18 protein-coding genes and 3 tRNA genes are annotated in these 22,866 nt (G+C 43.4%); 11 read left to right on the top strand and 10 right to left on the bottom strand.

Annotated features, from left to right (window positions below; all coding sequences use genetic code 11):
• From FTV13_RS03125 to FTV13_RS03110, 4 genes are all read right to left on the bottom strand, one after another.
• On the bottom strand, positions 1-205 hold a 205-nt coding region (locus tag FTV13_RS03125), incomplete at its 3' end, for a DUF4372 domain-containing protein (RefSeq protein ID WP_180010975.1).
• A gap of 139 nt (positions 206-344) precedes the next feature.
• Entirely contained in the window at positions 345-1,754 is a 1,410-nt protein-coding gene (locus tag FTV13_RS03120) for a DASS family sodium-coupled anion symporter (protein WP_180010973.1), read from the bottom strand.
• An 84-nt stretch (positions 1,755-1,838) separates the two neighbouring features.
• On the bottom strand, positions 1,839-2,621 hold the full coding sequence (locus FTV13_RS03115; protein WP_180010971.1) for a sulfite exporter TauE/SafE family protein: 783 nt from the start codon (positions 2,619-2,621) through the stop codon (positions 1,839-1,841).
• A gap of 179 nt (positions 2,622-2,800) precedes the next feature.
• Positions 2,801-3,073: a PspC domain-containing protein gene (locus tag FTV13_RS03110; protein ID WP_034169835.1), complete on the bottom strand. Its 273-nt coding sequence runs from the start codon at positions 3,071-3,073 to the stop codon at positions 2,801-2,803.
• A gap of 250 nt (positions 3,074-3,323) precedes the next feature.
• Between FTV13_RS03110 and FTV13_RS03105 the strand changes: the two genes are divergently transcribed.
• Positions 3,324-4,010, top strand: coding sequence for a hypothetical protein (locus tag FTV13_RS03105; protein WP_159123913.1), 687 nt, complete (start codon positions 3,324-3,326; stop codon positions 4,008-4,010).
• 157 nt (positions 4,011-4,167) lie between these two features.
• Here the strand turns inward: FTV13_RS03105 and FTV13_RS03100 are convergent.
• The 5 genes from FTV13_RS03100 to FTV13_RS03080 all read right to left on the bottom strand — a co-directional run bounded on the left by FTV13_RS03100 (position 4,168) and on the right by FTV13_RS03080 (position 10,120).
• A tRNA-Lys gene (locus tag FTV13_RS03100) sits at positions 4,168-4,243 on the bottom strand.
• A gap of 57 nt (positions 4,244-4,300) precedes the next feature.
• Positions 4,301-4,376 (bottom strand) — tRNA-Lys (locus tag FTV13_RS03095).
• Between the two features lie 21 nt (positions 4,377-4,397).
• Positions 4,398-4,473, bottom strand: a tRNA-Lys gene (locus tag FTV13_RS03090).
• Between the two features lie 197 nt (positions 4,474-4,670).
• Positions 4,671-6,512, bottom strand: coding sequence for a long-chain-acyl-CoA synthetase (locus FTV13_RS03085; RefSeq protein ID WP_180010969.1), 1,842 nt, complete (start codon positions 6,510-6,512; stop codon positions 4,671-4,673).
• Between the two features lie 173 nt (positions 6,513-6,685).
• Complete coding sequence (locus FTV13_RS03080; protein ID WP_180010966.1) at positions 6,686-10,120, bottom strand: Rne/Rng family ribonuclease; 3,435 nt, start codon at positions 10,118-10,120, stop codon at positions 6,686-6,688.
• A 769-nt stretch (positions 10,121-10,889) separates the two neighbouring features.
• On the opposite strand from FTV13_RS03080, the gene FTV13_RS03075 reads away from it, so the two are divergent.
• The 7 genes from FTV13_RS03075 to FTV13_RS03045 all read left to right on the top strand — a co-directional run bounded on the left by FTV13_RS03075 (position 10,890) and on the right by FTV13_RS03045 (position 19,090).
• On the top strand, positions 10,890-11,858 hold the full coding sequence (locus FTV13_RS03075; protein WP_004781807.1) for an RluA family pseudouridine synthase: 969 nt from the start codon (positions 10,890-10,892) through the stop codon (positions 11,856-11,858).
• Between the two features lie 573 nt (positions 11,859-12,431).
• Positions 12,432-13,100 carry an HAD-IA family hydrolase gene (locus FTV13_RS03070; RefSeq protein WP_180010964.1) on the top strand — a complete coding sequence of 223 codons (669 nt, stop codon included), beginning with the start codon at positions 12,432-12,434 and terminating at the stop codon, positions 13,098-13,100.
• 408 nt (positions 13,101-13,508) lie between these two features.
• Positions 13,509-14,306 (top strand): 2-keto-4-pentenoate hydratase, encoded by a 798-nt coding sequence (locus FTV13_RS03065; protein WP_004781809.1) that lies wholly within the window; start codon positions 13,509-13,511, stop codon positions 14,304-14,306.
• 22 nt (positions 14,307-14,328) lie between these two features.
• Complete coding sequence (locus tag FTV13_RS03060) at positions 14,329-15,225, top strand: acetaldehyde dehydrogenase (acetylating) (protein ID WP_180010962.1); 897 nt, start codon at positions 14,329-14,331, stop codon at positions 15,223-15,225.
• A gap of 11 nt (positions 15,226-15,236) precedes the next feature.
• Entirely contained in the window at positions 15,237-16,256 is a 1,020-nt protein-coding gene (dmpG, locus tag FTV13_RS03055; protein ID WP_125279391.1) for a 4-hydroxy-2-oxovalerate aldolase, read from the top strand.
• A 415-nt stretch (positions 16,257-16,671) separates the two neighbouring features.
• Positions 16,672-17,946 carry an OprD family outer membrane porin gene (locus FTV13_RS03050; protein WP_180010960.1) on the top strand — a complete coding sequence of 425 codons (1,275 nt, stop codon included), beginning with the start codon at positions 16,672-16,674 and terminating at the stop codon, positions 17,944-17,946.
• Positions 17,947-18,229: 283 nt separating this feature from the next.
• Positions 18,230-19,090 carry an alpha/beta fold hydrolase gene (locus FTV13_RS03045; protein ID WP_180010958.1) on the top strand — a complete coding sequence of 287 codons (861 nt, stop codon included), beginning with the start codon at positions 18,230-18,232 and terminating at the stop codon, positions 19,088-19,090.
• 378 nt (positions 19,091-19,468) lie between these two features.
• Here FTV13_RS03045 and hcaR read toward each other — a convergent pair whose 3' ends face one another.
• Positions 19,469-20,377, bottom strand: coding sequence for a DNA-binding transcriptional regulator HcaR (gene hcaR, locus FTV13_RS03040; protein WP_159123907.1), 909 nt, complete (start codon positions 20,375-20,377; stop codon positions 19,469-19,471).
• 280 nt (positions 20,378-20,657) lie between these two features.
• Here hcaR and hcaE point away from each other — a divergent pair, with 280 nt between their 5' ends.
• From hcaE to hcaC, 3 genes are read left to right on the top strand one after another with little or no spacing between them, the layout of a single operon-like run.
• Positions 20,658-22,025: a 3-phenylpropionate/cinnamic acid dioxygenase subunit alpha gene (gene hcaE, locus FTV13_RS03035; protein ID WP_004781815.1), complete on the top strand. Its 1,368-nt coding sequence runs from the start codon at positions 20,658-20,660 to the stop codon at positions 22,023-22,025.
• Complete coding sequence (gene hcaF / locus FTV13_RS03030) at positions 22,022-22,540, top strand: 3-phenylpropionate/cinnamic acid dioxygenase subunit beta (protein ID WP_004781816.1); 519 nt, start codon at positions 22,022-22,024, stop codon at positions 22,538-22,540. The genes hcaE and hcaF overlap by 4 nt, the downstream gene beginning before the upstream one ends.
• Positions 22,540-22,866, top strand: a complete 327-nt coding sequence (gene hcaC, locus FTV13_RS03025; RefSeq protein ID WP_004781817.1) for a 3-phenylpropionate/cinnamic acid dioxygenase ferredoxin subunit — start codon at positions 22,540-22,542, stop codon at positions 22,864-22,866. The genes hcaF and hcaC overlap by 1 nt, the downstream gene beginning before the upstream one ends.

Here is a 22,866-nt window from a genome sequence, read left to right as displayed (position 1 = left end):
TTTCCTGTTGGCACTCCAAATTGGATTGAATATCTCTCAGACTTTGCCTACAAGAGAATTGAGACATCAATATGGCAATAAACTGATCCCACCGGGAAGCCGCTCTAAATTTCTGTCCAACATGGTGTACTTTAGCAAGTTGTTCAAAATCCTGTCGCACAACAGGTTTAATTAGCTCATGAAATACGGTATTCTGATGTGACAAAACCTGAATCCTGGTCGTTAAAGTGTTTGTTTGCACTCATATTTTAACTGTTAGGACTCAGGTTTTTTTATTTAAAGCAAACTATGGGACAGCAGTGCCCTCGGGTGCTTTTTAATTTGGAATCTGGATTTATTTAAACTTAGATAAAGAACCAGTAAATAAACAGGGAAACCAAGAAAATACACATGATATTCAGGACAAAGCCGACTTTCATCATTTCACTTTGTTGAATATGGCCAGTACCAAACACAATCGCATTCGGTGGTGTCGCCACAGGTAGCATGAAGGCACAAGAAGCCCCAATCCCGATCACAATCACCAGAATCTCTTTAGGCATACCCATCTGGTCGGCAATGGCGGCAAAGACCGGAACCAGTAAGGCAGCTGAGGCAGTATTACTGGTAAATTCAGTCAGGAAGATGATGAAGGTTGCCACAACGAAGATAATTACGAGAGGCGAGGAGTCACCGAAAGCATTTGCCAGTGTTTGACCTAAAACCAGAGAACTGCCTGAATCCTTCAAGACAGCACTTAAGGTCAAGCCGCCACCAAACAGATAGAGCACGCCCCAATCGGTATTTTCAGCAACCTGTTTCCATGTAGCCGTACCCAGAATCACCACCAGACAGGCTGCCAGAATCGCGATCCAGGTATCAGGCTGTGAAATACCGAAATTTTCAGTCAATTTTTTACTGAAAATCCAGGCCATCGCCGTACAGAGGAACAACACCATCGTCGCAATACGGGTGGTGGTCCAGGGGATATTTTCAGTGACAAAATTCACCTTATGATTCAGTTTTGGACGCAATACCACATACAGACTGATCAACATTGCTGGCAGAATAATGAACATCATTGGCAGGCCGACTTTCATCCAGTCAGCGAAGTCATAACCGAGGGCTTTGGCTGCAATCGCATTCGGTGGAGAACCGACGATGGTGCCCAAGCCACCAATACTGGCTGAATAGGCAATCCCGAGCAGAATAAATACAAAGGTTTTACGTTCTTTTTCGGCATCCAGATGCGCAAGTAAACCCAGCGCCAGAGGCAACATCATAGCTGCGGTGGCGGTATTGGAAATCCACATCGACAGGGCAGCAGTTACTAAAAAGATAGCTAGTACCGAAGCACCGAGATGTCCACCGGAGAGCGAGATAATCCATGTGGCAATCTTCTTGTCCAGTTTCTGGATATGCAGCGCCGTAGCCAAAGCAAAACCACCAAAAAACAGGAAAATCACGGGATCGGCAAAGGTAGCGAGTGCTGCCTGCATGCTAATCGGTACCAGTTCATCACCATCTGCCATCGGCATACTCAATACAATCGCCAGTACCGGTATGAGTAGGGCTGTAATCGTAATATGCAGGGCTTCGGTCAGCCATAGAATGGCGATAAAGGTCAGTAGGGCCAATCCCTTATTGGCATTTTCGTCATAGGGTAAAATATGATACAAGCCATAAGAGATCACGGCAGCGATCACAATTAAAATCCAGCCTTTGCGAATTCCTTTTGGCATGGCATTAGTCGGGGTGCGTAAAGGGTCGTTCATACAACCTCCTTGCTCAACTTTTTTATTTAAAAGCGTTTTTGAAATTCTTATAAAAGTGAATATGTGTTTTGATTAAAAAAGATATTATTTAAACAGTATAGTAGAGTGTTGTAATAATCCCACACTTTGCCAAAGTGCGTAAATCCCCAGTCCAAATAGAAAAAACAGCACCAGATATTTGAAATGTTGCTGGGAAAGTCGATGCCGTATTTTTCCACCCAGCCAGACGCCGATGAGTGCAAATAACATGATTCCGAGCAGGATATGTCGCTGATGGGTTTGTAAAGAAATGAGGATCGGGAAGAGTAAGGTCAACTGCACCAGTTTGCTGGCAATAAAGTTAAGATTACTGATGATGACGATATCAGTTTTGGAGAGCTGGCAGCTAAGCAGATACATCATCAGGAAGGGGGCCATGGCATTGGTTGCACCTCCAATCATGCCGGCCAGTAAACCGAATCCTAGCATACTGAGCTGACTGCTACTGACCCGAAGCGGAGTAGAGCGTAACTGATCCAGTACATAGAAAATAATCACCAGACCCAGTAATAATTTAAGATAGCCTTCATTGATCCAGATGAGTAATTTGACCCCCAGCACACTACCGACCAAGCTGCTTAACATGAGTGGCCAATAGCGTGAGACATAATAGCAAATGCTCTGCAACAGGCTATGTTTTGGATCGCTATTGAGCATCCAAAGGTTCAATAACAGGCAGGGGAGGATCACTAAGGTGACTGCTGTACTTAAGGCATATTCACTGGATAAGGCAGCCGTACTCAGCATAGGAAAGCCAAAGCCACTGACCCCATGCAGTAATGCTGCGATCGCACACAGCCAAAGCACAATCCATTCTGCCTGTGTCATCTGGAATCCATTTCAAGAATAAAGTATCAACTTACCCTGAACAGGTGAGCAGGGTAAAGCATAAAATGGTAATAAGACCAAAACCTAAAATCAGGCAAAAAAAACCACGATCTTTTGGGGGAAAGACCGTGGCATAAAAATTTCACCATATGAATATTTAGGTGAAAGAGGAAACGATTTTATCGGTAGTCTTTATCCTGATTCACGGTACGCACAGGACGTTCATAATCAGTTCTGCTCGCAGCATAATCAGGCATAGAATTCTTTTTTGGCATCACTAACCATAGAACCAGATAAACTAAGATACCCGGGAAAGCAGCACTCATGACCGAAATAATCACGAAGATCAAGCGTAATAAATTTGCGTTCCAACCAAAACGTTCAGCAATACCGCCCATTACACCTGCAATCATGTTTGAGCGGTTAGAGCGATATAAACCAACATTGGCCATCCAAGTCTCCTAAAAGAAAAAATAAGGTTGAGTCTAAAAAATGACTCGTATTTATAAGAATGGAGTTTTATCTGAATTTTTAAAGTATCTATTGAAAATAAATTCGTTAAGTAATGTTACGGGAGATTAAATAATCCTTAAAAAATCACTAAGATCATAAAAATTCCATTGAATTCATTATTAAAACTTATAAGTTTTCAGTGAGTCGTCTGCCTATATAGATGTGCACCCCTTCAGGTATATTTTTAAAATGAAATCGAATGTATCGCATCATTTAAGTGGTTTATGCCGGCTTGGATTTGTGCTGGGAAGTGTTGCAGGACTGATTGCCTGTGATGACCATCAAAGCAAACCCTTACCTGATACTACGAAAACTTTGGCACAAGATGGCGTAGTCATCTCCGCCGCCAATGAAAGTTATGACACCCGTAATGCTAAATCGCTCACCCAGACTGCAACCTATAATGCATTGCCTGTAGAACCAAATGTCGATCCTAAACCTGTACCGGATTATGCCAAAAGCTATGTCGGGCGTTATCTTACCCAGATTGATTGTGACGGACGGTTTGCACCTTGTACGGAAGGGAAGTCGGTGTTTATTTTGACTTTATTGCCAGATGGTACAGTGCATCGCAGTATCGTGCATTATGGCAAAGTCTTTGTGAATAATTCCAGACGAGTTCAGACCGAAAGCAATGTGACCTATCGTAAGGACCGCTGGACGATTAATCCGGAACAAACTGAACTGATCGTGGACCGTAAAGAGGGGGCAAAATTCTATTATACAATTAAAAGCCCAACCCATCTGGTCATGAATCTGGAAAAAATTTATGACGAAAAAGAACGGGCAAACCAGCAGTTATTTGATCAGGGTTATCCTGCACCTTCTAAAGCGTATGAGTTGGTCAAAGATTCTGAATTTAAGATGACAGAATAAAAGCGATAAAATCTGTAAAAAATTTAAAAACAGAGTAAATGGAAATGGCGATTCTAAAATTGTCAGGATGAATTGCGCTTAAATAAAAAGAATGAACTGAATAATATATGAAATATTATAAGAATATTGAAAGAAGAAATAAATATAGAGGGGAGAATGGTGGGCCGTCCGCGACTCGAACGCGGGACCAATGGATTAAAAGTCCACTGCTCTACCAACTGAGCTAACGGCCCATTCGGGTAATCAAAGTAGCTTTGATTGAAGTTTCTAAAAAGAGATTTTAGAAATGATGGTGGGCCGTCCGCGACTCGAACGCGGGACCAATGGATTAAAAGTCCACTGCTCTACCAACTGAGCTAACGGCCCATCAGGGGATATCAAATTTAATGGTGGGCCGTCCGCGACTCGAACGCGGGACCAATGGATTAAAAGTCCACTGCTCTACCAACTGAGCTAACGGCCCTGAACCAACAATCAAGCAAGGCTTAATTGTGCAGTGCAAAAGAAACTAAAGAGTTCTGAAAGCACCACTTTGTTTGATGGAGCGTATTGTAGCAAGATCTCATTGCAGCGCAAGTAAAAAATAACAAAGTTGCCTATGTTTGATTATAAATACAACAATTCTGCTTTATCTAAACAAAAAATAGGCAACTTCAGCACTTAGAAACGATATTGATAGGCTTGAATGTTCTCAAAAATTTCTTGAGTCAGCTCACAATACGCATCGCTGCCTGGCAATAAAACCAGCAAGCGTTCATCGGTTTTGTTTGGGTCAAAAGCCTGTTCTTTCAGTTTGTTTTTCTGATACTTGAAGGTACCGGTCGTTTCTACCTGTTCTTGAATGCGCAGAAAAACTGGAACTGCATATGCAGGCAGACAGCGTTTAAAGGTGCTGACCATATTTTTCAGGTCTTGCTCATCCAGGGTGCTTCCCGGTTGCAGGGTAATTGCAGCCATACCGGCACGGCCATTGGTATTTGGAATTTCTACGCCATAAACCACAGCTTCGATAATTTTGTCATACTCGGTCAGCATGTTTTCGACTTCAGTCGTTGAAACATTTTCACCTTTCCAGCGGAAGGTATCACCGAGACGATCAACAAACTGGGCATGACGGAAACCGATATTACGCACCAGATCGCCGGTATTGAAGTAGGAATCACCTTTACTGAACACGTCATGCATGATGACTGCCTTGTTCTTTTCCGGATCGGTATAACCATCGAAAGGGGAGCGGCGGGTAATTTTACCGATCAATAAACCGGTTTCACCTTTTTTTACCCGTTTGCAGCGACCTTTGGCATCACGCACAGGCTCATTTTTATCTTTATCAAATTCGATAATGGCATAAGGCGTTGGTGAGAAACCGACAGTATTGTCAAAGTTAAAGACATTGCTGAAACCGACATTACCTTCACTTGAGGCATACAGTTCCAGTACTTCCTTGATGCCAAAACGGGATTTGAATTTATCCCAGATATTCGGGCGCATGCCATTACCAATCATCTTGGTGACACGATGGCCTTTTTCCAGTTCAGACGGTGGGGCATCCATCAGGTAGCGGCAAAGTTCACCGACATAACCAATCGCAGAAGCATCAAATTTTTTGACATCTTTCCAGAAGGAAGAGGTGGAGAACTTGCGACGGATGGCAAAAGTACTGCTTCCGGCAATCACCCCACACCAGCACACCACAATACCTGTCGCATGATAAAGCGGCAGGGTGCAGTACATCACGTCATCTTTATTCAGGTTCAGGACATGGCCATAGGTGCCATAGGCGAGTGTCCAGCGGCTATTGGTAAAGACCACAGCTTTAGGTAAGCCAGTGGTGCCTGAAGTATAGATATAGAACAGGCCGTCTTTGCCCTGTACCGAATGCGTAGTCGGTGTATTGAATTTCGGGAACTGGTCAATCTGCTCTGCCAGGTTGATAAAACCTTCAGGTGCCTGTCCGGGATTTTCTTGCGTATTCTGATCGGCAAACCAGTGAAAACGGTCAGCGGCAATATTGAGATCATGACGGATTTCATCAATAGCAGCACGGCACTCTTCACCGACAATGACTGCAATCGGTTTCACCAGGTTAATACTATGTGTCAGGACTTTACCGACCTGAGAGGTATTCACCAGCGCAATCGTGATGCCCAGCTTGGCCAGGCCAATCACACTGGCAATAAACTCCGGACGGTTTTCGACCATCACGGCCACCACATCACCTTTCTGTGCACCGAGAGAGAGGTAGAAATGTGCGATCTGGTTCGCCCAGCCATTTAGGTGAGCATAGGTATAGGACTGATCCTCAAAACGTAATGCAATACCTTCAGGATTACGCTGTGTTGCTTTTTCAAAAGCCAAACCCAGGCCTGCGGGCGTATTGGGAGTACGTAAATACGCCTGTCGCAGTCCGTTTAGCAGATTAGGGACCTTACTGATGAAGGCAGGGATTTTGGCTGCGACATCTGCAATGCCAATAAGATCGGGTTGATTCGTCTGGGTCATGGGCGTCCTATTATTTTTCGTATCCAATGCGTTTAATTTATATGCAATAAACGGATGGTAGCCATCTTTTAGCGTGTTGAAACTAGAGTAATCAACCTATTCTGACAAAATCTAGCAAAAAAAACCTAGCCACCGAAATGACTAGGTTTTTTAGTTAACTGCAATTGGGCGAATTATGACTCAGTTGCAGTATTGGTTTTTTTCGGTGGACGGCCACGTGGGCGACGTGGGCGGGCAGCCGGTTTTTCAGCTTTTGCTACAGTTTCTTCAGCTTTATCGGCTTCCGGAGTTTCGGTAGGTGCAGCTTTGTTTTCTGCTGGAGTTACTTCAACTGTAGTTGTTTCAGTGACTTCTTCAGCGGGAGCCTGTTCAGCTTTCGCAGTTTCTACAGATGCTTCCGCAGCTGGCTCAGGAGTTTGAGTCGCTTCAGTTGTATCAGCACTTTCTACTGCAGCTACCGGAGCTTCAGCAGGTGTAGCTTCAGCACTTTCAGCTTTTGCTTCTTCTGCTGGAGCCGTTGCTTCTGGAACAGGTTCAACCGCAGTAGATTCTGCTTCAGCTTGTGCTTGCTGTTTTGCCTGCTGTAACGCTTGCTCGGCAGCCAGTTTAGCAAGACGGCGACGCTCACGTGGATCATTCGCCACACGTTTCTCTGAAACCGGTGCAGGCGGAGTTAAATCCAGCACAGGTGCAGGTTCTGCTTCAGGTTGCGCTTTGCTGACTTCTACATCGCGAGTTACAGGTTTTTTCTCTGTGGCCGCGGTCGAAACCGTTGCTAAAGTCGCATTATATTCCTGCGTGAACTTTTGCAATGCACGGTTAAATGTTGGTAACAGACCGAACTGTTCAATCAGGACTGAACAGTCTTCACCATAAACATGGCGAATCAGGCTACCAATAGTGTATTGGCCAAGTGTTGGCACCTGTGATGGTGTCAATTGCTGAGTTTTCGCCTGTTGGCCTTGTGCAGCACGACGGTCGCGACGACGTTGACGTGGGTCATTGCTGGCACGCTGTTTTGATGATGACTGAGCTTCAGGCGTTTTCTCTGCAGGAGCAGATGCAGTCACTTCAGCCAGGAACTCTTCCGCAGCTGGTGCTTCTACAGGAGCATCGGCAGGGGCAGTCACTTCAACAGCAGGTTTTGCGACTGGAGCAGTGTCATTCAATGCCACAATTTCGCTTTTCGCCTCGTCAATATTTACCACCATTGCTGTTGGCATCACTTCTTTACGAGGAGCATCGACCAGTTCCACACGAACTTGCTTTTCATTGACTGCTGGCGCTTCAACGGCAGCAGGTGCTTGAGGTGCAGCTTGTTCATTTAGAACACTTGGATCGCGGTGGCGATTTGGACGTTCTGGACGTTGCTGGTTGCGACGGTCACGACGTGGCACGTTTTGCTGTTGCTCATTGCCGTGAGTATCGCTTTGCTGTGCAGACTCATTGTGGTGCTGACGGCGAGAGTTGCGTTTGTTTTCACGCGCTTCCTGACGTTGTTCCTGACGAGAAACCTGAACCACTTCTTCATGCACCTGATGTTGTGATGCATTATCAGACTGCGCCTGTTCACGTGGCTCTTTGTGCTTGTTGCTACGTGCTTTCTTGTTATGACGCTGTGATTTCTCTTCACGTTCAGCTTTTTCAGACTGATCACGCTCTGGTTTATGGACTACAGTCGATGGCGCCAGATAAGCATTGCCGGTAGTTGCTGGTGCTGCAACAGCTGTTGGCTGTGCGGATACTGCTGGTGTTACAGGAGCAACCTGGCCGAACTGGCCACGGCTCACTGCACCGCCATTCACCATCTGTTCAATAGCAGCAGCAGCATTGTTCGCTGTGCGAGATTGATCAACAGTAGTTGCCTGTTTTTGTACAAACAGGTTTTCTAACCATGCACATGGGCTGGCAGCAGGTGCGGCAACTTGAGCAGGTGCCTGTTGTGCAGCAGGTGCTTGCTGTACGTTTTGCTGATTCTGGTTATTGCGGCGTTTATTGTTTTTGCCGTTGTTTTGCTGCTGAGTAGGTGCTGGTGCAGCGGTATGCGTATGTTCTTCTTCTAAATGCCACTCAGAAGACTCATAGCCCAGTTCTTTTTCGCTTGAACGGGTTGCTTCAGTACGCTCGTAACTTGTCGGTGCGAAACCTTCAGGATTATACGAAATTTCGTAGTGAGGTGTTTCCAAGTGTGGATGTGGAAGTACAGTCACACGTGTATTTGAAGTTTGTTCCAGATATACCAGGCTGTGACGTTTTTCATTGAGCATGAACGCCGCAATTTCTACCGGTACTTCAACCTGAACTTCACCATGACGTTCACGTAGTGCGATTTCTTCCACTTTACGCATAATTGAAAGTGATAGAGAACGCAGGTCACGTACTATACCGGTACCATGACAGCGTGGGCAGACATAACCAGTTGCTTCTTCAAGCGATGGACGCAGACGTTGACGGCTCATTTCCATCAGGCCGAAACGAGACAGTTGGCCGAACTGGATACGTGCGCGGTCGCTTTGAGTTGCTTCACGCAGTTTCGCTTCTACCATACGCTGGTTGCGGTCTTTGGTCATGTCGATGAAGTCGATGACAACTAAGCCACCGATATCACGTAAACGTAATTGGCGAGCAATTTCTTCAGCGGCTTCAAGGTTGGTATTTAACGCTGTATCTTCAACGTCCTGACCGCGAGTTGATTTTGCCGAGTTAATGTCGATTGAAACTAAAGCTTCAGTTTGATCGATCACGATCGAACCGCCTGAAGGCAGTTTTACTTCACGTTCATAAGCAGTTTGAATTTGGCTTTCGATACCGAAATGCGCAAACAAAGGCTCATTCAATGTATAAGTTTTCAGTTTGTCTAACTGAAGCGGCATTACTGCTTTAACGAAGTTATAAGCTTCGTTATAGGCTTGCTCAGAGTCAATCAGGATTTCTGCTACATCATCACGCAGGTAATCACGGATGGCACGAGTTACCACACCTGCTTCCTGATGGACCAGCATAGGTGATGGACCTGAATTTGCAGTGCTTTGAATTTGTGCCCAAAGGTCTAGCAAATGTTGCAGATCAAGCTGTAATTCTTCTTGAGAACGGCCAATGCCTGCTGTACGAACAATGACGCTCATACCACGTGGCACATTTAAAGAGGCCAGCATTTCTTTCAGTTCTTCACGTACTGAACCAGAAATCTGACGGCTGATACCGCCACCTTTCGGGTTGTTTGGCATCAGAACCAGATAACGACCAGCTAAAGAGATGAAAGTTGAGAGAGCAGCGCCTTTATTGCCGCGCTCTTCTTTTTCCACCTGAACCAGAAGTTCAGTACCTTCAGTAATCAGTTCACGGATATTTGAAGTTTGGCGAGGATCGGCTTTGTAATAAGAGTTTGCGATTTCACGCATAGACAGGAAGCCTTGGCGACCTGCGCCGTATTCAACGAATACAGCTTCTAAAGAAGGTTCAACGCGAGTCACGTGACCTTTATAGATATTAGATTTTTTTTGTTCACGGGTACGATTCTCTAAATCGAAATCGTAAAGACGCTGACCAGTGACAAGTGCAACGCGAATTTCTTCGGCATGTGTTGCATTAATCAACATACGTTTCATGGGTGTAACACCTTATAGTGATACACAGCAAAAAATCGCTATTCACGTAGCGAACATCACACATCACGGATCAATGGCCCAGATCTCCAATGCTTGGCATTGTGGTCTGAGTCTTTTATTCCCGGCGTCTACTTGAATATAGATCAGCTTCGGTATTTTGATTCACGTATTGATGATGGCAATACGGCTTCAATCTTTAAACGATTAAAGTCACCTGAACGTTTCACTGGCGGACAAGCGGTGCATTAGATGTGAGTAACTTTCACTGTCACATTGCTCGAAGATCATCCCTTCTTTATAGAAAGTGTCTTGATACGGAATTGTCGTCGTATCTTTACAAACTGTGCAGATCCAATGCATCAAACGCTGTAGCCTGAAGTCGTCTTCAGGGTGCGACTAATCTGATGTGTATCAGTTTACGTTTAAAAACCAACTAGGTTGGCGACATATTTTTTCAGACAAACTGATTTATGTACCTGAGGTACAATTAAACGCAACAGTTTGCTTTGTTTGCCGATATAATAAGCCTTCGGCGTCGGCATAATTCTTTTGGGACCTTCCCGTATCATGTGAGTCTTTAATTGAATAATCAAGTTCAGAGAAATCTGAAATGCTTCAACTTTTACTCACAAACGATGGTTTCCGTGCGCTGACTATATCAAACCTTGCATCATCTGCCTATGGGCTAAGCTTATGTTTCTTGTGTAAAGCATAACCTAAGTGATCAGTTTTTAATCAATTTTAGTAATTTTTGGGTCATAGTAACTGTATGAATTCTACACAACAATGGCAAAGCGTCACTTGGTTTGAAGTGGATGAACATCAAGATGGACAGCGAATCGATAATTTCTTGTTCAGTCGTCTGAAAGGGGTGCCTAAAAGTCGGATTTATCGTCTGATTCGTGAAGGACAGGTTCGCGTCAATAAAAAACGCATTAAGGCCGAAACCAAACTGGCGATTGGCGACCAGATTCGTGTCGCACCTATTCGTTATGAACAAAAAGATGAATCAGAAGCGCCGATTTCGGACAAGGTGGCTCAAGGTCTTCTGTCACGTGTGGTATATGAAGATGAAGGCTTGATGGTTGTCAATAAACCATCGGGTATTGCTGTGCATGGCGGTAGCGGTGTGGCGTATGGCCTGATTGAAGGCCTACGTGCTGCAACAGGTAAAAAATACCTGGAATTGATTCACCGTATTGACCGTGACACATCGGGTCTGGTGATGATCTCGAAAAAGCGCAGTACCTTAAAAACGCTACAAGATTTATTACGTGAACATAAGATTAAAAAAACTTATGCCGCTGTCGTGAAAGGGCAGGTAACGCTAGATAAGCAACTCATTGATGCACCTTTGCATCGTTATGAACTTTCTAATGGTGAGCGCCGTGTCCGTGTCTCTAAAGAAGGCAAAGAGTCTAAAACCCAGTGGAATGTGGCAGAGCGTTTTATGCATGCGACACTGGTGTATGCTTCTCCATTGTCTGGTCGTACCCATCAGATTCGTGTACATGGTCTCAGCATTGGTCATCCGTTAGTGGGTGATGAGAAATATGGTCACGAGACTGAATATCGTGGACCAAAACCACGTCGTTTATGTCTGCATGCGATGCGCTTAGAAATTCCGGGTTATCCGACGATTGAAGCGCCTTTGCCTGAAGATATGCAGAGTCTTGTAGCTCAGCTTCGTGCGCAAAAGGCGGATAAGGTGGTAATACCTACGGAAGATGACGAGTAATTTTTAGCTTTTTAATGAGTCTTATCTTGCTTTACTTGAGTGGGAGAAATTTCCCTCTTTATTAGAGATGATTCAAGACAATTTCTAAATCAATGAAGGGCGACATGGATGTCGCTGTTACTCTGTGGTACAGGGACGTGCCATCAGAGTAACAAAGGATTTTTGCTACTTTTCATCCTTGAAAAGTAGATAATACCTATACGAAAACAGCTGCTCACTGATGTTAATTGTGGTGGGGAATTAATTTAACTCACCTCTCCCAAACCCTCTCCTAGAAGGAGAGGGCTGAGGTGAGGTAAAAGTAAAGCACAACCGAGTTTTGTAGTTATAAAATCAAATTTTATCGCGTAGGCAGTGTTTTACTTTTGACGGGGGCAAAAGTAACAAAACCCCTTCTGTTGATCTGATGGCATGTCCCTATGCCACAGATCAACGGCGACATCAATGTCGCCATTGGATAGCTAATAGCTGTTGTGATATCACAATAAAAGTTATTTTGTGATGAAATTCTCCCTCCTTAGAAAAAGGAGAGTTGGGGTGGATTAACACTAAATCAAATACTAGGAACCTTATATGAATTCACCTGTAAAACTGGTCATTTTTGATTGGGATGGCACTTTATTTGATTCAGTGGGTCAGATCGTGTCGAGCCTGCAGTTTGCCGCGCAGCAATTTCAGCAACCGTTAACTGATGCAGATGCGAAGGGCATTATCGGGCTGGGTTTGCCAGAAGTCGCACAACGGCTATTCCCAAGTGTGCCAGAATTACATGCGGATATTTTGCAGGCCTATTCAGATCATTATGTGGCGAATTCAGTGAATGATGCTTGGTTTGAGGGTGTTTCTGAAATGCTGTATAGCTTAAAAGACGAAGGCATCAAACTGGCAGTGGCGACAGGTAAAAGCCGGAAAGGATTGGATCGTGTATTAAAGCAGACTAATAGTCTGGAGCTGTTTCATGCTACTCGTGCAGCAAGTGAAACCCGCTCGAAGCCGGATCCTTTAATGCTGGCTGAAATTCTGGCTGAAACTGGTGTCAATGCGCATGAAGCGATTATGGTCGGTGACACTTCTTATGATCTGGAAATGGCGATGAACATTGCCATGCCAAGTGTAGGTGTGACTTATGGCGTACATACACCGGAAACTTTGGCACAGTTTAATCCACTGTCGATTGTAAAGGATGTCAGCAGTTTGCATGACTTTTTATTGGCTAAAGTCCAATGGAAGGAAGCGATTTAATTCAGTATCTTAGTCATTCTTCAAGATCCGGCATTTTCTGAAATAGAAGATGCGGATCAATGCGGTAGATTTGAACAACTGGTCTTATCTTTTAGTCTAAAGTTGTGATTACAGTGGTTTTGTTCTGTCATGATTGTTGAGTTATTTAGTTGGATATAACTTAATTCATAATTATAAGATTATGTTTTTAATTGATTTTTATAAATTTAATTTATAGATAATAGCTATTGCAAAAAATAAAATAACTATTGGCATTCACGTCGTATTTTTCCCATCCTAAAACTGTTTATTCATATGCCCGTACTAGGCGCAATTGTTTATTGGAATGATCGAAATGATCAGGTCAGAACATTTTGCTTGTCTTAGTTCTCGGCATAAGCCTCATTTTTGCAGTTTAAGGAAACATTGATGTCGAATTCTGCTGTTGTTGAATCAGTTGCACAAGCATTACGTACTGCTGAACTCTCAAAAACTGCGATCGCACCGATTCGCCCGGAACTTGGTGGTGAAAGTGCTGACGTAGATATTGCCTATGCCGTTCAGGAAGTAAATACCGAGCGTGCTCTGGCGGAAGGTCGCCGTCTGGTAGGTCGTAAAATTGGTTTGACATCGAAAGTGGTTCAAGCACAGCTTGGCGTAGATCAGCCTGACTTCGGTATGTTGTTTGCCGACATGGCCTATGGCGATGGTGAAGCAATCCCTGCAGGTTTGCTGATTCAACCGAAAGTTGAAGCTGAAATCGCATTGGTCATCAAAGAAGATCTGACTAAAGCAAAACATACGTATGCAGACATCATTAGTGCAACTGACTATGCACTTCCTGCTGTAGAAGTGGTCGATAGCCGTATCGAAAACTGGAAAATCAGCCTGATTGATACCGTAGCTGATAACGCATCTTCTGCTGCATTCGTTCTGGGCTCTAAGCCTGTCAAACTGGAAAACCTTGATCTTGTGAACTGCAAGATGGTCATGACGCGTGGTGATGAAGTGGTTTCTCAAGGTGTGGGTAAAGCATGTCTGGCGAACCCATTAAACGCTGCTGTATGGCTAGCTGACGAAATGGTACGCCGTGGCCGTCCATTATTAAAAGGCGACATTATTTTAACTGGTGCTTTAGGTCCAATGGTCGTGGCTCAGCCGGGCGATGAATTCAAAGTTGAAATTGAAGGCTTTGGTTCAGTAACAGCTGCTTTTGCTGCTGAATAAGGGAATACAAGAGAGTACATTCATGAAAAAGATTAAATGTGCATTGATCGGTCCAGGTAACATTGGTACTGATTTGCTTTATAAACTGCAACGTAGCGAATGGTTAGAACCAGTATGGATGGTAGGGATCGACCCAACTTCTGAAGGTCTGGCGCGTGCAGCGAAAATGGGTTTAAAAACCACGGCTGAAGGTGTAGATGGTTTGCTTCCTCACGTTGTTGAAGACGAAATCAAAATCGCATTCGATGCAACTTCCGCTTATGTCCATGCTGAAAACAGCCGTAAGCTGAACGAGCTTGGCGTGTTAATGATTGACTTAACACCAGCTGCACTCGGTCCTTACTGCGTACCACCAGTAAACCTTGAAGCATTGCTTGAACAAGGCGAAGTGCCAAACGTAAACATGGTGACATGTGGTGGTCAGGCAACAATTCCGATGGTTGCTGCAATTTCACGTGTTCAACCTGTTGAATATGGTGAAATCATTGCAACTGTATCTACAAAATCTGTAGGTCCAGGCACACGTAAAAACATCGACGAATTCACACGTACAACTGCTGGCGCAATTGAACAAGTGGGTGGCGCGAAACAAGGTAAAGCGATCATCATTATTAACCCGGCTGAGCCACCGTTAATGATGCGTGACACTGTTCACTGTCTCGTTGAAGGCGAGCCGGATCAAGCAGCGATTACTGAATCTGTTCACTCGATGATCCTCGAGGTTCAAAAATATGTACCAGGTTACAAACTTGTGAATGGTCCAGTATTTGATGGTAACCGTGTTTCTATCTTCCTAGAAGTAGAAGGTTTAGGTGACTTCTTACCTAAATATGCAGGTAACCTCGACATTATGACTGCAGCAGCTGCACGTACCGCAGAGATGTTTGCAGAACGTGTTTTAAATGCAGTTGAAGCTTAAGGAGCACCTTCATGTCTAAAATTATTATTAATGATATGACTTTACGTGATGGTATGCATCCCATGCGCCATCAAACTACACCTGAGCAAATGGTTGCGATTGCAACTGCGCTGGATGATGCAGGTGTACCTTTAATCGAAGTAACACACGGTGACGGTCTTGGCGGTAACTCTGTGAACTACGGTTTCGCGGCTGCAACTGATGAAGAATACCTGAAAGCAGTGATTCCAAACCTGAAACAAGCAAAAGTTTCTGCACTTTTACTTCCTGGTATTGGTACGGTTGATCACCTGAAAATGGCGCATGATGTAGGTGTAGCAACCATCCGTGTTGCAACTCACTCTACTGAAGCAGACGTTTCTGAACAGCATATTACTGCTGCGCGTAAACTGGGTATGGACACTGTGGGCTTCCTGATGATGGCTCACATGGCAACACCTGAAAAATTGCTTGAAGAAGCACAAAAAATGGTGTCATACGGTGCTAACTGTATCTATGTGACTGACTCTGCTGGTTACATGCTTCCGCAAGACGTGACTGACCGTGTAGGTATCTTACGTGCTAACTTGGGTTCAGATATCGAAATCGGTTTCCATGGTCACCACAACTTAGGTATGGGCGTAGCTAACTCTGTTTCTGCTGTACAAGCGGGTGCAACACGTGTTGACTTGGCATCTGCCGGTCTGGGTGCTGGTGCAGGTAATACGCCACTTGAACTGTTTGTTGCGGTTGCCAATCGTATGCAAATGGAAACTGGTGTTGACCTGTTTAAAGTACAAGACGTTGCAGAAGATCTGATCATTCCAATGATGACTCATCAGATCCGTGCGGACCGTGATGCTGCAACTTTAGGTTATGCGGGTGTTTACTCTTCATTCCTGCTGTTCGCTAAACGTGCTGAAGCAAAATATGGCGTATCTGCTCGTGAAATTCTGCTTGAGCTTGGTCGTCGTGGCACCGTTGGTGGTCAGGAAGATATGATTGAAGATTTGGCATTGACTATGTCTAAAGCGAAAGAGCTTCAAGCTTAATAGTTAAAAGCTAAATTTTAAAAAAAGCGTCCGAAAGGGCGCTTTTTTATTTATTTGAATAAAATGAATAAGATATTAAAACGATAGAATAAGATATTTTAATTATTACTATTTATTTTAAGAAAATAATCAAACACATTTCCTTAAACATAAAAACGATAAATAAAAAGTTATTTTTAAATTATAAAAAAATAATGGCTGTTTATATAAGAGAAAACATGGATTTATATTGATTATCTGGTTAATTTTTTATTTTAGTTAATTGTTTATAAATATAAGTCTTTTTCAAATTTCAGCATACTTATTCTATCTATAGAGATTAATAGAAAAATTTTAATACTGTAGTCGGATTTTTAAAAAAACTAGAGTTGAGCATGATAGCGGCATAGCTTAATTTGATTACTAGGAATAAGCCATGCGTCGTCAAAACTTATGGATAGCAATGCTTGCTGCAACAGCAAGTTTAGGAACAACTGCAGCGAATGCAGATTTTATTGACGATAGTAATGTCCAGCTTAAATTTAAAAACTTTTATCTAGATCGTCAGTATCAAGATGATTTTTCTTCACGTAATTGGGGTTCTTGGTCACAAGGTGTGACTTTGGATGCGAAGTCAGGCTATCACGATATTGGTGGTGGGGTGCAGGTTGGTGCAGATGTTCTGGTTCAACATGCAGTTAAACTCAAAGGCCGTGATCAAAATCCGGATTGGGTGTTGCCTCACGATGGTAAAGAATCTAAAGATCATTTTGGTAAAGTTGGCGCAACCTTAAAAGCTAAAGTTTCTGAGACTGAGCTGAAAGTGGGTGAGTTATTGCCTGTATCTCCAGTGCTGGTATTTGATCCATCTCGTCAGCTCATCACTACTTATAGCGGTGCATGGTTAGAATCTAAAGAGATTAAAGATACCAAACTGACTTTGGCTTATATTGATAAAATTAATAATCGTTACGACAATCAGTTCCGTGATTTAGCTTTATTTTCTCCAGGTAGAACTTTACCTGATGGTACACAAGGTCATTATGACTTAGGTCCTGAATCTGATGGTATGTGGATTGCCGGTGTAGATCACCAGTTCACGCCTGAAATTGGTGGTAGCTACTGGTATGCAGATGTTCAAGACATCTACCAACAGCATTACTTGGGTGTGAATTACAAAACTGCGCTAGGCGAAAAAACCAAATTAGATAGCCATGTGCGTTATTTTGATAACTCAGATTCAGGTGACAAACTGTATGGTGATATTGATAATCAGGCATTGTCAGTAGGGGCAAAAGTTAATCATGGTGCGCATACCGTAGGTCTGGGTTATCAGCAAATGTTTGGTGATACTGCATTTCCATCACTCGGCGGCTGGGTGCCGCAGCCTTATCTGGTGAACTGGGGCGTTGCAACCTTTACTGCACCAGAAGAAAAGTCATGGAATATTTCTTATGGCTATGACTTCTCTGAAATGGGTGCCAAAGGCTTAAATGCGACTGCAGTTTATTTCAAAGGTTATGATGCTAAATCAGATGATCAAAACTTTAATACTGATGAGTTAAATCTGATTGCGAATTACACTGTTCCAGAGGGTAAGTTAAAAGGTTTAGGCATCCAAGCGATGTATATTGATGTAAATTTTGCAAATCCTACTAAACCAGATCTTCAGGAATACCGCGTAGCGACAACTTATACTCATAAATTCTAAGTTAAGCGCAGTTTAAGGGCAGTCAGTATTCTGGCTGCTTTTTTTTGAGTTGAGAATCTAGTCAAAGCCTTAAATTAAACAGGGTTTTAAATTTAAAATAATTAATTAAAACAAATACTTAAATAATATATTTTTTGTAGTATGCAATCGTAATTTTATATCAGTTGAAGACAGTAGAGCGGTTAATATAAGACTGTAAAAAGATCATTTTTAATGAGTCAACTTGACGTCGAGTTCTCGTCATCGAGGAACACGCAAGCAAGAAACTGTAAGAGGAATCATGATGAGCACTGTTCAAATCCCTGATTATAAAACAGATCCTTTCTTCGGCTTAGAAGACAAATGGATTGAAACTGCAGAAGGTGAGTTGACTCACTACCATGAAATTGGTGAAGGTACACCTATTCTGTTCCTGCACGGTTCAGGTACGGGTGTGTCTGCTGCGGCTAACTGGTGGTTAAACCTGCCTTCAATTGGTGAACAAGCACGTTGTATCGCAATCGATACTATTGGTTATGGCCAAACTGTGGTTGCACCAGGTACTGCTTATGGTATCCGTGCATGGGTGGATCATGCTATACGTACTCTAGATGCTTTAGGTATCGAAAAAACCTGGTTAGTGGGTAACTCTCTGGGTGGCTGGTTGGCATTCCAGATGGCACTTGATTATCCTGAACGTGTTCTAGGTATCGTGTCTATGGGTACTGGCGGTGCAAAACAGACTGCTGCACTAAAAGCACATGCAAACCCTGTATTAACTGAAGAAGGCATCAAGAAAACACTTTCTATGTTTGTCGTGAACAAAGACCTGATCACTGACGAACTGGTTAAAGTACGTTTTGCTTCTGCTGCAAATGACTATGCATCAAACCGTTTGATGGATGTAGTGGGCGCACGTGACCGTGACCGTTTCGAATTCCCGTTAGACTTCGGAAAAATGAAAGACATCACTGTACCTGTATTATTGATTCATGGTACTCAAGACGTGGTGATTCCGGTTTCTCGTACTTGGGATATCCTGAACATCGTGCCAAATGCTGATGCACACATCTTCAGTCAATGTGGTCACTGGTCTCAAGTTGAAAAATCAGATGAGTTCAACACTGTGATCAAAAACTACCTGGCTGTACACGGCGTAAAATAAGTCGTACTCAGTTTAAAAAAAGGATGGCTTCGGTCATCCTTTTTTTCTTTCTAAAATATTAGATTTACAGCTGCCAAATGAACACCATTTCATTCAGTGAGTTTTTTAAACATTTTTAATGCTTTTTAGCTATTAATCAGAATTTCAAAAATTAAAAATGGGCCCTAGACTTCTTATTAGACTTAAGTTGTAAAAGAAGCCTAATTTGAGCAAAAATTAAACCTAATAAGCCATGGTCGGAGATGTTGGAAGCCATGCTAGACGTGGTCTGTCATAGGAAAAATGAATATAAAATGAAATTTTGATCAGAAAAAATAAAAACAAAAAAGCACACGTATTCTCAGAGGAAATTACGTGTGCTGCTATAAAAATAGAAAATTAATGTGGTTCGTCGCGGTTAATGTCTAGGTAGAATACGCGAGTCAGGAGTTCCAGGAACTTCTTCACTGCGACTGAATTACTATCCTTGCGATAGCTAACATAAAGATCTAAAAAGGGAAGTTCTACATCCAGCGGGCGGATTACAGTATTGTTCATGGTCAATGGCGCGATATAGCCTGGCAGAATGGCACAGCCCAAACCCATTCCAATCGAGTTGATATTAAACAGAATATTATCGGCCTTTTGCACAATATTAAGCTCAATGCCATTGGTCTTGGCAAATTCCATAATCGTATTGTGCAGGGTGAGTGACTGTTCTGCAGATGGAATAATAAAATCTATACCATTCAGTAATTTAACTGGAATACGGTCGTATTTCGCTAAAGGATGATCCTTCGGCAAAATGAAGATCAATGGCTCACGAATCACAAACTGGCTTTCAATTTCATCACTATGGAAATTGTGACGGGTAAAGGTCAGATCCAGTTCGCCTTTCTTCAATAATCGCATTTGCTCATTATTGTTCAGACTGAGCAATTCAATTTTTAAATCAGGGTTTTGCACGCGCAGATTCGGCAGGATATACGGGAAGATTTTCATTTCCGCGACAGGGACGAAACCGATGCGTAGCATCTGCTGCTTGGCTTGTGAGACCTGACGGGCCATGGCAATCGCCTTATCGGCTTGTGCCAGCGTCAGGCGGGCCTGTTCTAGGAATACAGCACCTTCTTCGGTCAGTTCGACTTTACGCTTGGTACGGTGTAGCAGTTTGACACCGACATCTTCTTCCAAATCTTTGATTTGCTGACTAAGTGATGGCTGAGCCGTGTAAAGTTTGAGTGCTGCCTTACTGAAGTTGAGTTCTTCAGCCACAGTAATGAAGTAGCGGAGGTGTCGTAATTCCATATCATCAGCCCGTCGAGTAATCCAAAAAATGTCTTACTATAATTTCAGAAGAGTATAATCTATAAACAACTATGTCGTGAAGATTATTTTGTCATTTAGAAAGTAAATGCTTTGGAGGGATTGATTAGTGTTTTAATATAAAAATACACGCCTAGAATAATTGCTTAAAACTATTAATTGAAACAAAAAAAATATTTCCCCAAAACCGCCCTAAAATCCATCATCGTTGAAAAGTTGAGTCTATTACTTTGTGCCATAACTGGTCACAGGAGAGCTTTTCATGAGTGGAAAAATTGATGTGCGCGAAATCGACGCTTTAGTCGATGCACAAAATGGACGTATCACGCCATCTATCTATACAGATCCTGACATTTACGAATTAGAACTTGAACGTGTCTTCGGTCGTACATGGTTATTCCTTTGCCATGAAAGCCAAATTCCTAAGGCTGGCGATTTCTTCAATACCTACATGGGTGAAGATCCAATCATCGTGGCACGCCAAAAAGATGGCTCAATCAAAGCATTCTTAAACCAATGCCGTCACCGTTCTATGCGCGTAAGCTTCGCAGACTGTGGTAATACACGTGCGTTCACTTGCCCATACCACGGCTGGTCATACGGTATTGATGGTTCTCTAAAAGACATCCCGCTTGAAGATCGTGCTTACCCACATGGTGCATGTAAAGAGCAATGGGGTCTGGTAGAAGTTAACCGTGTTAAATCATACAAAGGCCTGATTTTCGGATGCTGGGATGAAACGACTCCAGATCTAGAAGAATACATGGGCGATATCGCTTGGTACCTGGACGGCGTTGTAGATCGTCGTGAAGGCGGTACTGTGATTGTGGGTGGTGTACACAAATGGGAAATCGAGTGTAACTGGAAATTTGCAGCTGAACAGTTCGCATCTGACCAATATCACGCGTTGTTCTCTCACGCATCTGCAATTCAGGTGCTTGGTGCGAAACCAGACGACGAATCTTCTAAGAAATTAGGTGCTGCACAAACTGCTCGTCCAGTTTGGGAAACTGCGAAAGACGCGATCCAATACGGTTCACGTGGTCACGGTTCAGGCTTCTTCTTCACAGAGAAACCAGATGCAAACGTATGGGTTGACGGTGAAGTAGCGAACTACTTCCGTGAAACTTACGAAGAAGTGAAAGAACGCCTAGGTGAAACTCGTGCGCTTCGTTTAGCGGGTCACAACACCATGTTCCCTACATTGTCTTGGTTGAACGGTACTGCGACTCTTCGTGTATGGCACCCACGTGGTCCAAACAAAACTGAAGTTTGGGCATTCTGTATCTGTGATGCGGACGCACCAGAAGATGTACAAGCAGCATTTGAACGTTCTGCAACTCGTGCCTTCGGTCCTGCAGGCTTCCTGGAGCAAGATGACTCTGAAAACTGGATCGAAATCCAAAAAGTTTTACGTGGTTACAAAGCGCGTCAAAACAAACTCATTATGGAAATGGGTAAAGGTAACGAGAAAGTACGTGAAGATGGTATCCCGGGTATCACTAACTATATTTTCTCTGAAACTGCAGCACGTGGTATGTACCGCCGTTGGGCAGATTTATTGATTCATGAAAAATGGGAAGACGTTGAAGCTGCGGCTGACGAATATGAGAAGGAGCTTATGAAATGAGTCAAATCAGTTTAGAACTTCATCACCAAATTAGTCAGTTCCTGTATCAAGAAGCCAAGCTTCTTGATGACTGGAAATTCCGCGAGTGGTTAGACACGCTAGCTGAAGATATTTCTTACACGCTACGTACTACACCAAACGCTCAAACGCGTGACCGTCGTCGTTCAGTTGAACCACCTACTACCTGGGTATTCAACGATACGAAAGATCTTCTGGAACGTCGTGTTGCACGTCTGGAAACTGGTATGGCTTGGGCTGAAGAGCCTCCATCACGTACCACTCACATGGTGAGCAACGTGATTGTTGAGCCGACTGAAGTTGAAGGCGAATACGATGTATACGTGACATACCTACTGTACCGTACCCAGAAAGAGAAAGACGTTACGATTTACTGTGGTAAACGTCATGACAAGATCCGCAAAGTTGAAGGCGGCCTGGGCTTCCAGATCTTCAACCGTAAGATCACGCTTGACCAAGTTACCTATAACTCACATAACCTGAGTGTGTTCTTCTAATGAATAAGATTTTTGTTTGCCAAGTTGACGAATTAGACGAAGGCGAAGCGTTAAAAGTGGATTGCGGCGTAAACGGTATCGAAGCGCTTGCAGTATTCAACAACGGTGGCGAATTCTTCGCAATGAACGACCGCTGTTCACACGGTAATGCTTCTATGTCTGAAGGCTACCTTGAAGACGACGGTACAGTGGAATGTCCACTTCACGCAGCTCGCTTCTGTTTGAAAACAGGTCAGGCACTTTGCTTACCAGCAACTGACCCAATTCAAACATTCCCAGTTGTACTTGAAGATGGTGCGTTATACGTAGAGATGGCAGGAGAGTAA

The sequence above is a fragment of the Acinetobacter sp. YH12235 genome (genome assembly GCF_013417705.1).
GTDB lineage: Bacteria > Pseudomonadota > Gammaproteobacteria > Pseudomonadales > Moraxellaceae > Acinetobacter.
The sequence above is the reverse complement of the archived record's forward strand: the minus strand, read 5'-3'. Positions and strand labels throughout refer to the sequence as shown.

What these genes read in the sequence shown, in the direction of transcription:
- FTV13_RS03120 (WP_180010973.1), bottom strand. Translation starts at nt 1,754, where the DNA reads ATGAACGACCCTTTACGCACCCCGACTAATGCCATGCCAAAAGGAATT.
- FTV13_RS03115 (WP_180010971.1), bottom strand. Translation starts at nt 2,621, where the DNA reads ATGACACAGGCAGAATGGATTGTGCTTTGGCTGTGTGCGATCGCAGCA.
- FTV13_RS03110 (WP_034169835.1), bottom strand. Translation starts at nt 3,073, where the DNA reads ATGGCCAATGTTGGTTTATATCGCTCTAACCGCTCAAACATGATTGCA.
- FTV13_RS03105 (WP_159123913.1), top strand. Translation starts at nt 3,324, where the DNA reads ATGAAATCGAATGTATCGCATCATTTAAGTGGTTTATGCCGGCTTGGA.
- FTV13_RS03085 (WP_180010969.1), bottom strand. Translation starts at nt 6,512, where the DNA reads ATGACCCAGACGAATCAACCCGATCTTATTGGCATTGCAGATGTCGCA.
- FTV13_RS03080 (WP_180010966.1), bottom strand. Translation starts at nt 10,120, where the DNA reads ATGAAACGTATGTTGATTAATGCAACACATGCCGAAGAAATTCGCGTT.
- FTV13_RS03075 (WP_004781807.1), top strand. Translation starts at nt 10,890, where the DNA reads ATGAATTCTACACAACAATGGCAAAGCGTCACTTGGTTTGAAGTGGAT.
- FTV13_RS03070 (WP_180010964.1), top strand. Translation starts at nt 12,432, where the DNA reads ATGAATTCACCTGTAAAACTGGTCATTTTTGATTGGGATGGCACTTTA.
- FTV13_RS03065 (WP_004781809.1), top strand. Translation starts at nt 13,509, where the DNA reads ATGTCGAATTCTGCTGTTGTTGAATCAGTTGCACAAGCATTACGTACT.
- FTV13_RS03060 (WP_180010962.1), top strand. Translation starts at nt 14,329, where the DNA reads ATGAAAAAGATTAAATGTGCATTGATCGGTCCAGGTAACATTGGTACT.
- dmpG (WP_125279391.1), top strand. Translation starts at nt 15,237, where the DNA reads ATGTCTAAAATTATTATTAATGATATGACTTTACGTGATGGTATGCAT.
- FTV13_RS03050 (WP_180010960.1), top strand. Translation starts at nt 16,672, where the DNA reads ATGCGTCGTCAAAACTTATGGATAGCAATGCTTGCTGCAACAGCAAGT.
- FTV13_RS03045 (WP_180010958.1), top strand. Translation starts at nt 18,230, where the DNA reads ATGAGCACTGTTCAAATCCCTGATTATAAAACAGATCCTTTCTTCGGC.
- hcaR (WP_159123907.1), bottom strand. Translation starts at nt 20,377, where the DNA reads ATGGAATTACGACACCTCCGCTACTTCATTACTGTGGCTGAAGAACTC.
- hcaE (WP_004781815.1), top strand. Translation starts at nt 20,658, where the DNA reads ATGAGTGGAAAAATTGATGTGCGCGAAATCGACGCTTTAGTCGATGCA.
- hcaF (WP_004781816.1), top strand. Translation starts at nt 22,022, where the DNA reads ATGAGTCAAATCAGTTTAGAACTTCATCACCAAATTAGTCAGTTCCTG.
- hcaC (WP_004781817.1), top strand. Translation starts at nt 22,540, where the DNA reads ATGAATAAGATTTTTGTTTGCCAAGTTGACGAATTAGACGAAGGCGAA.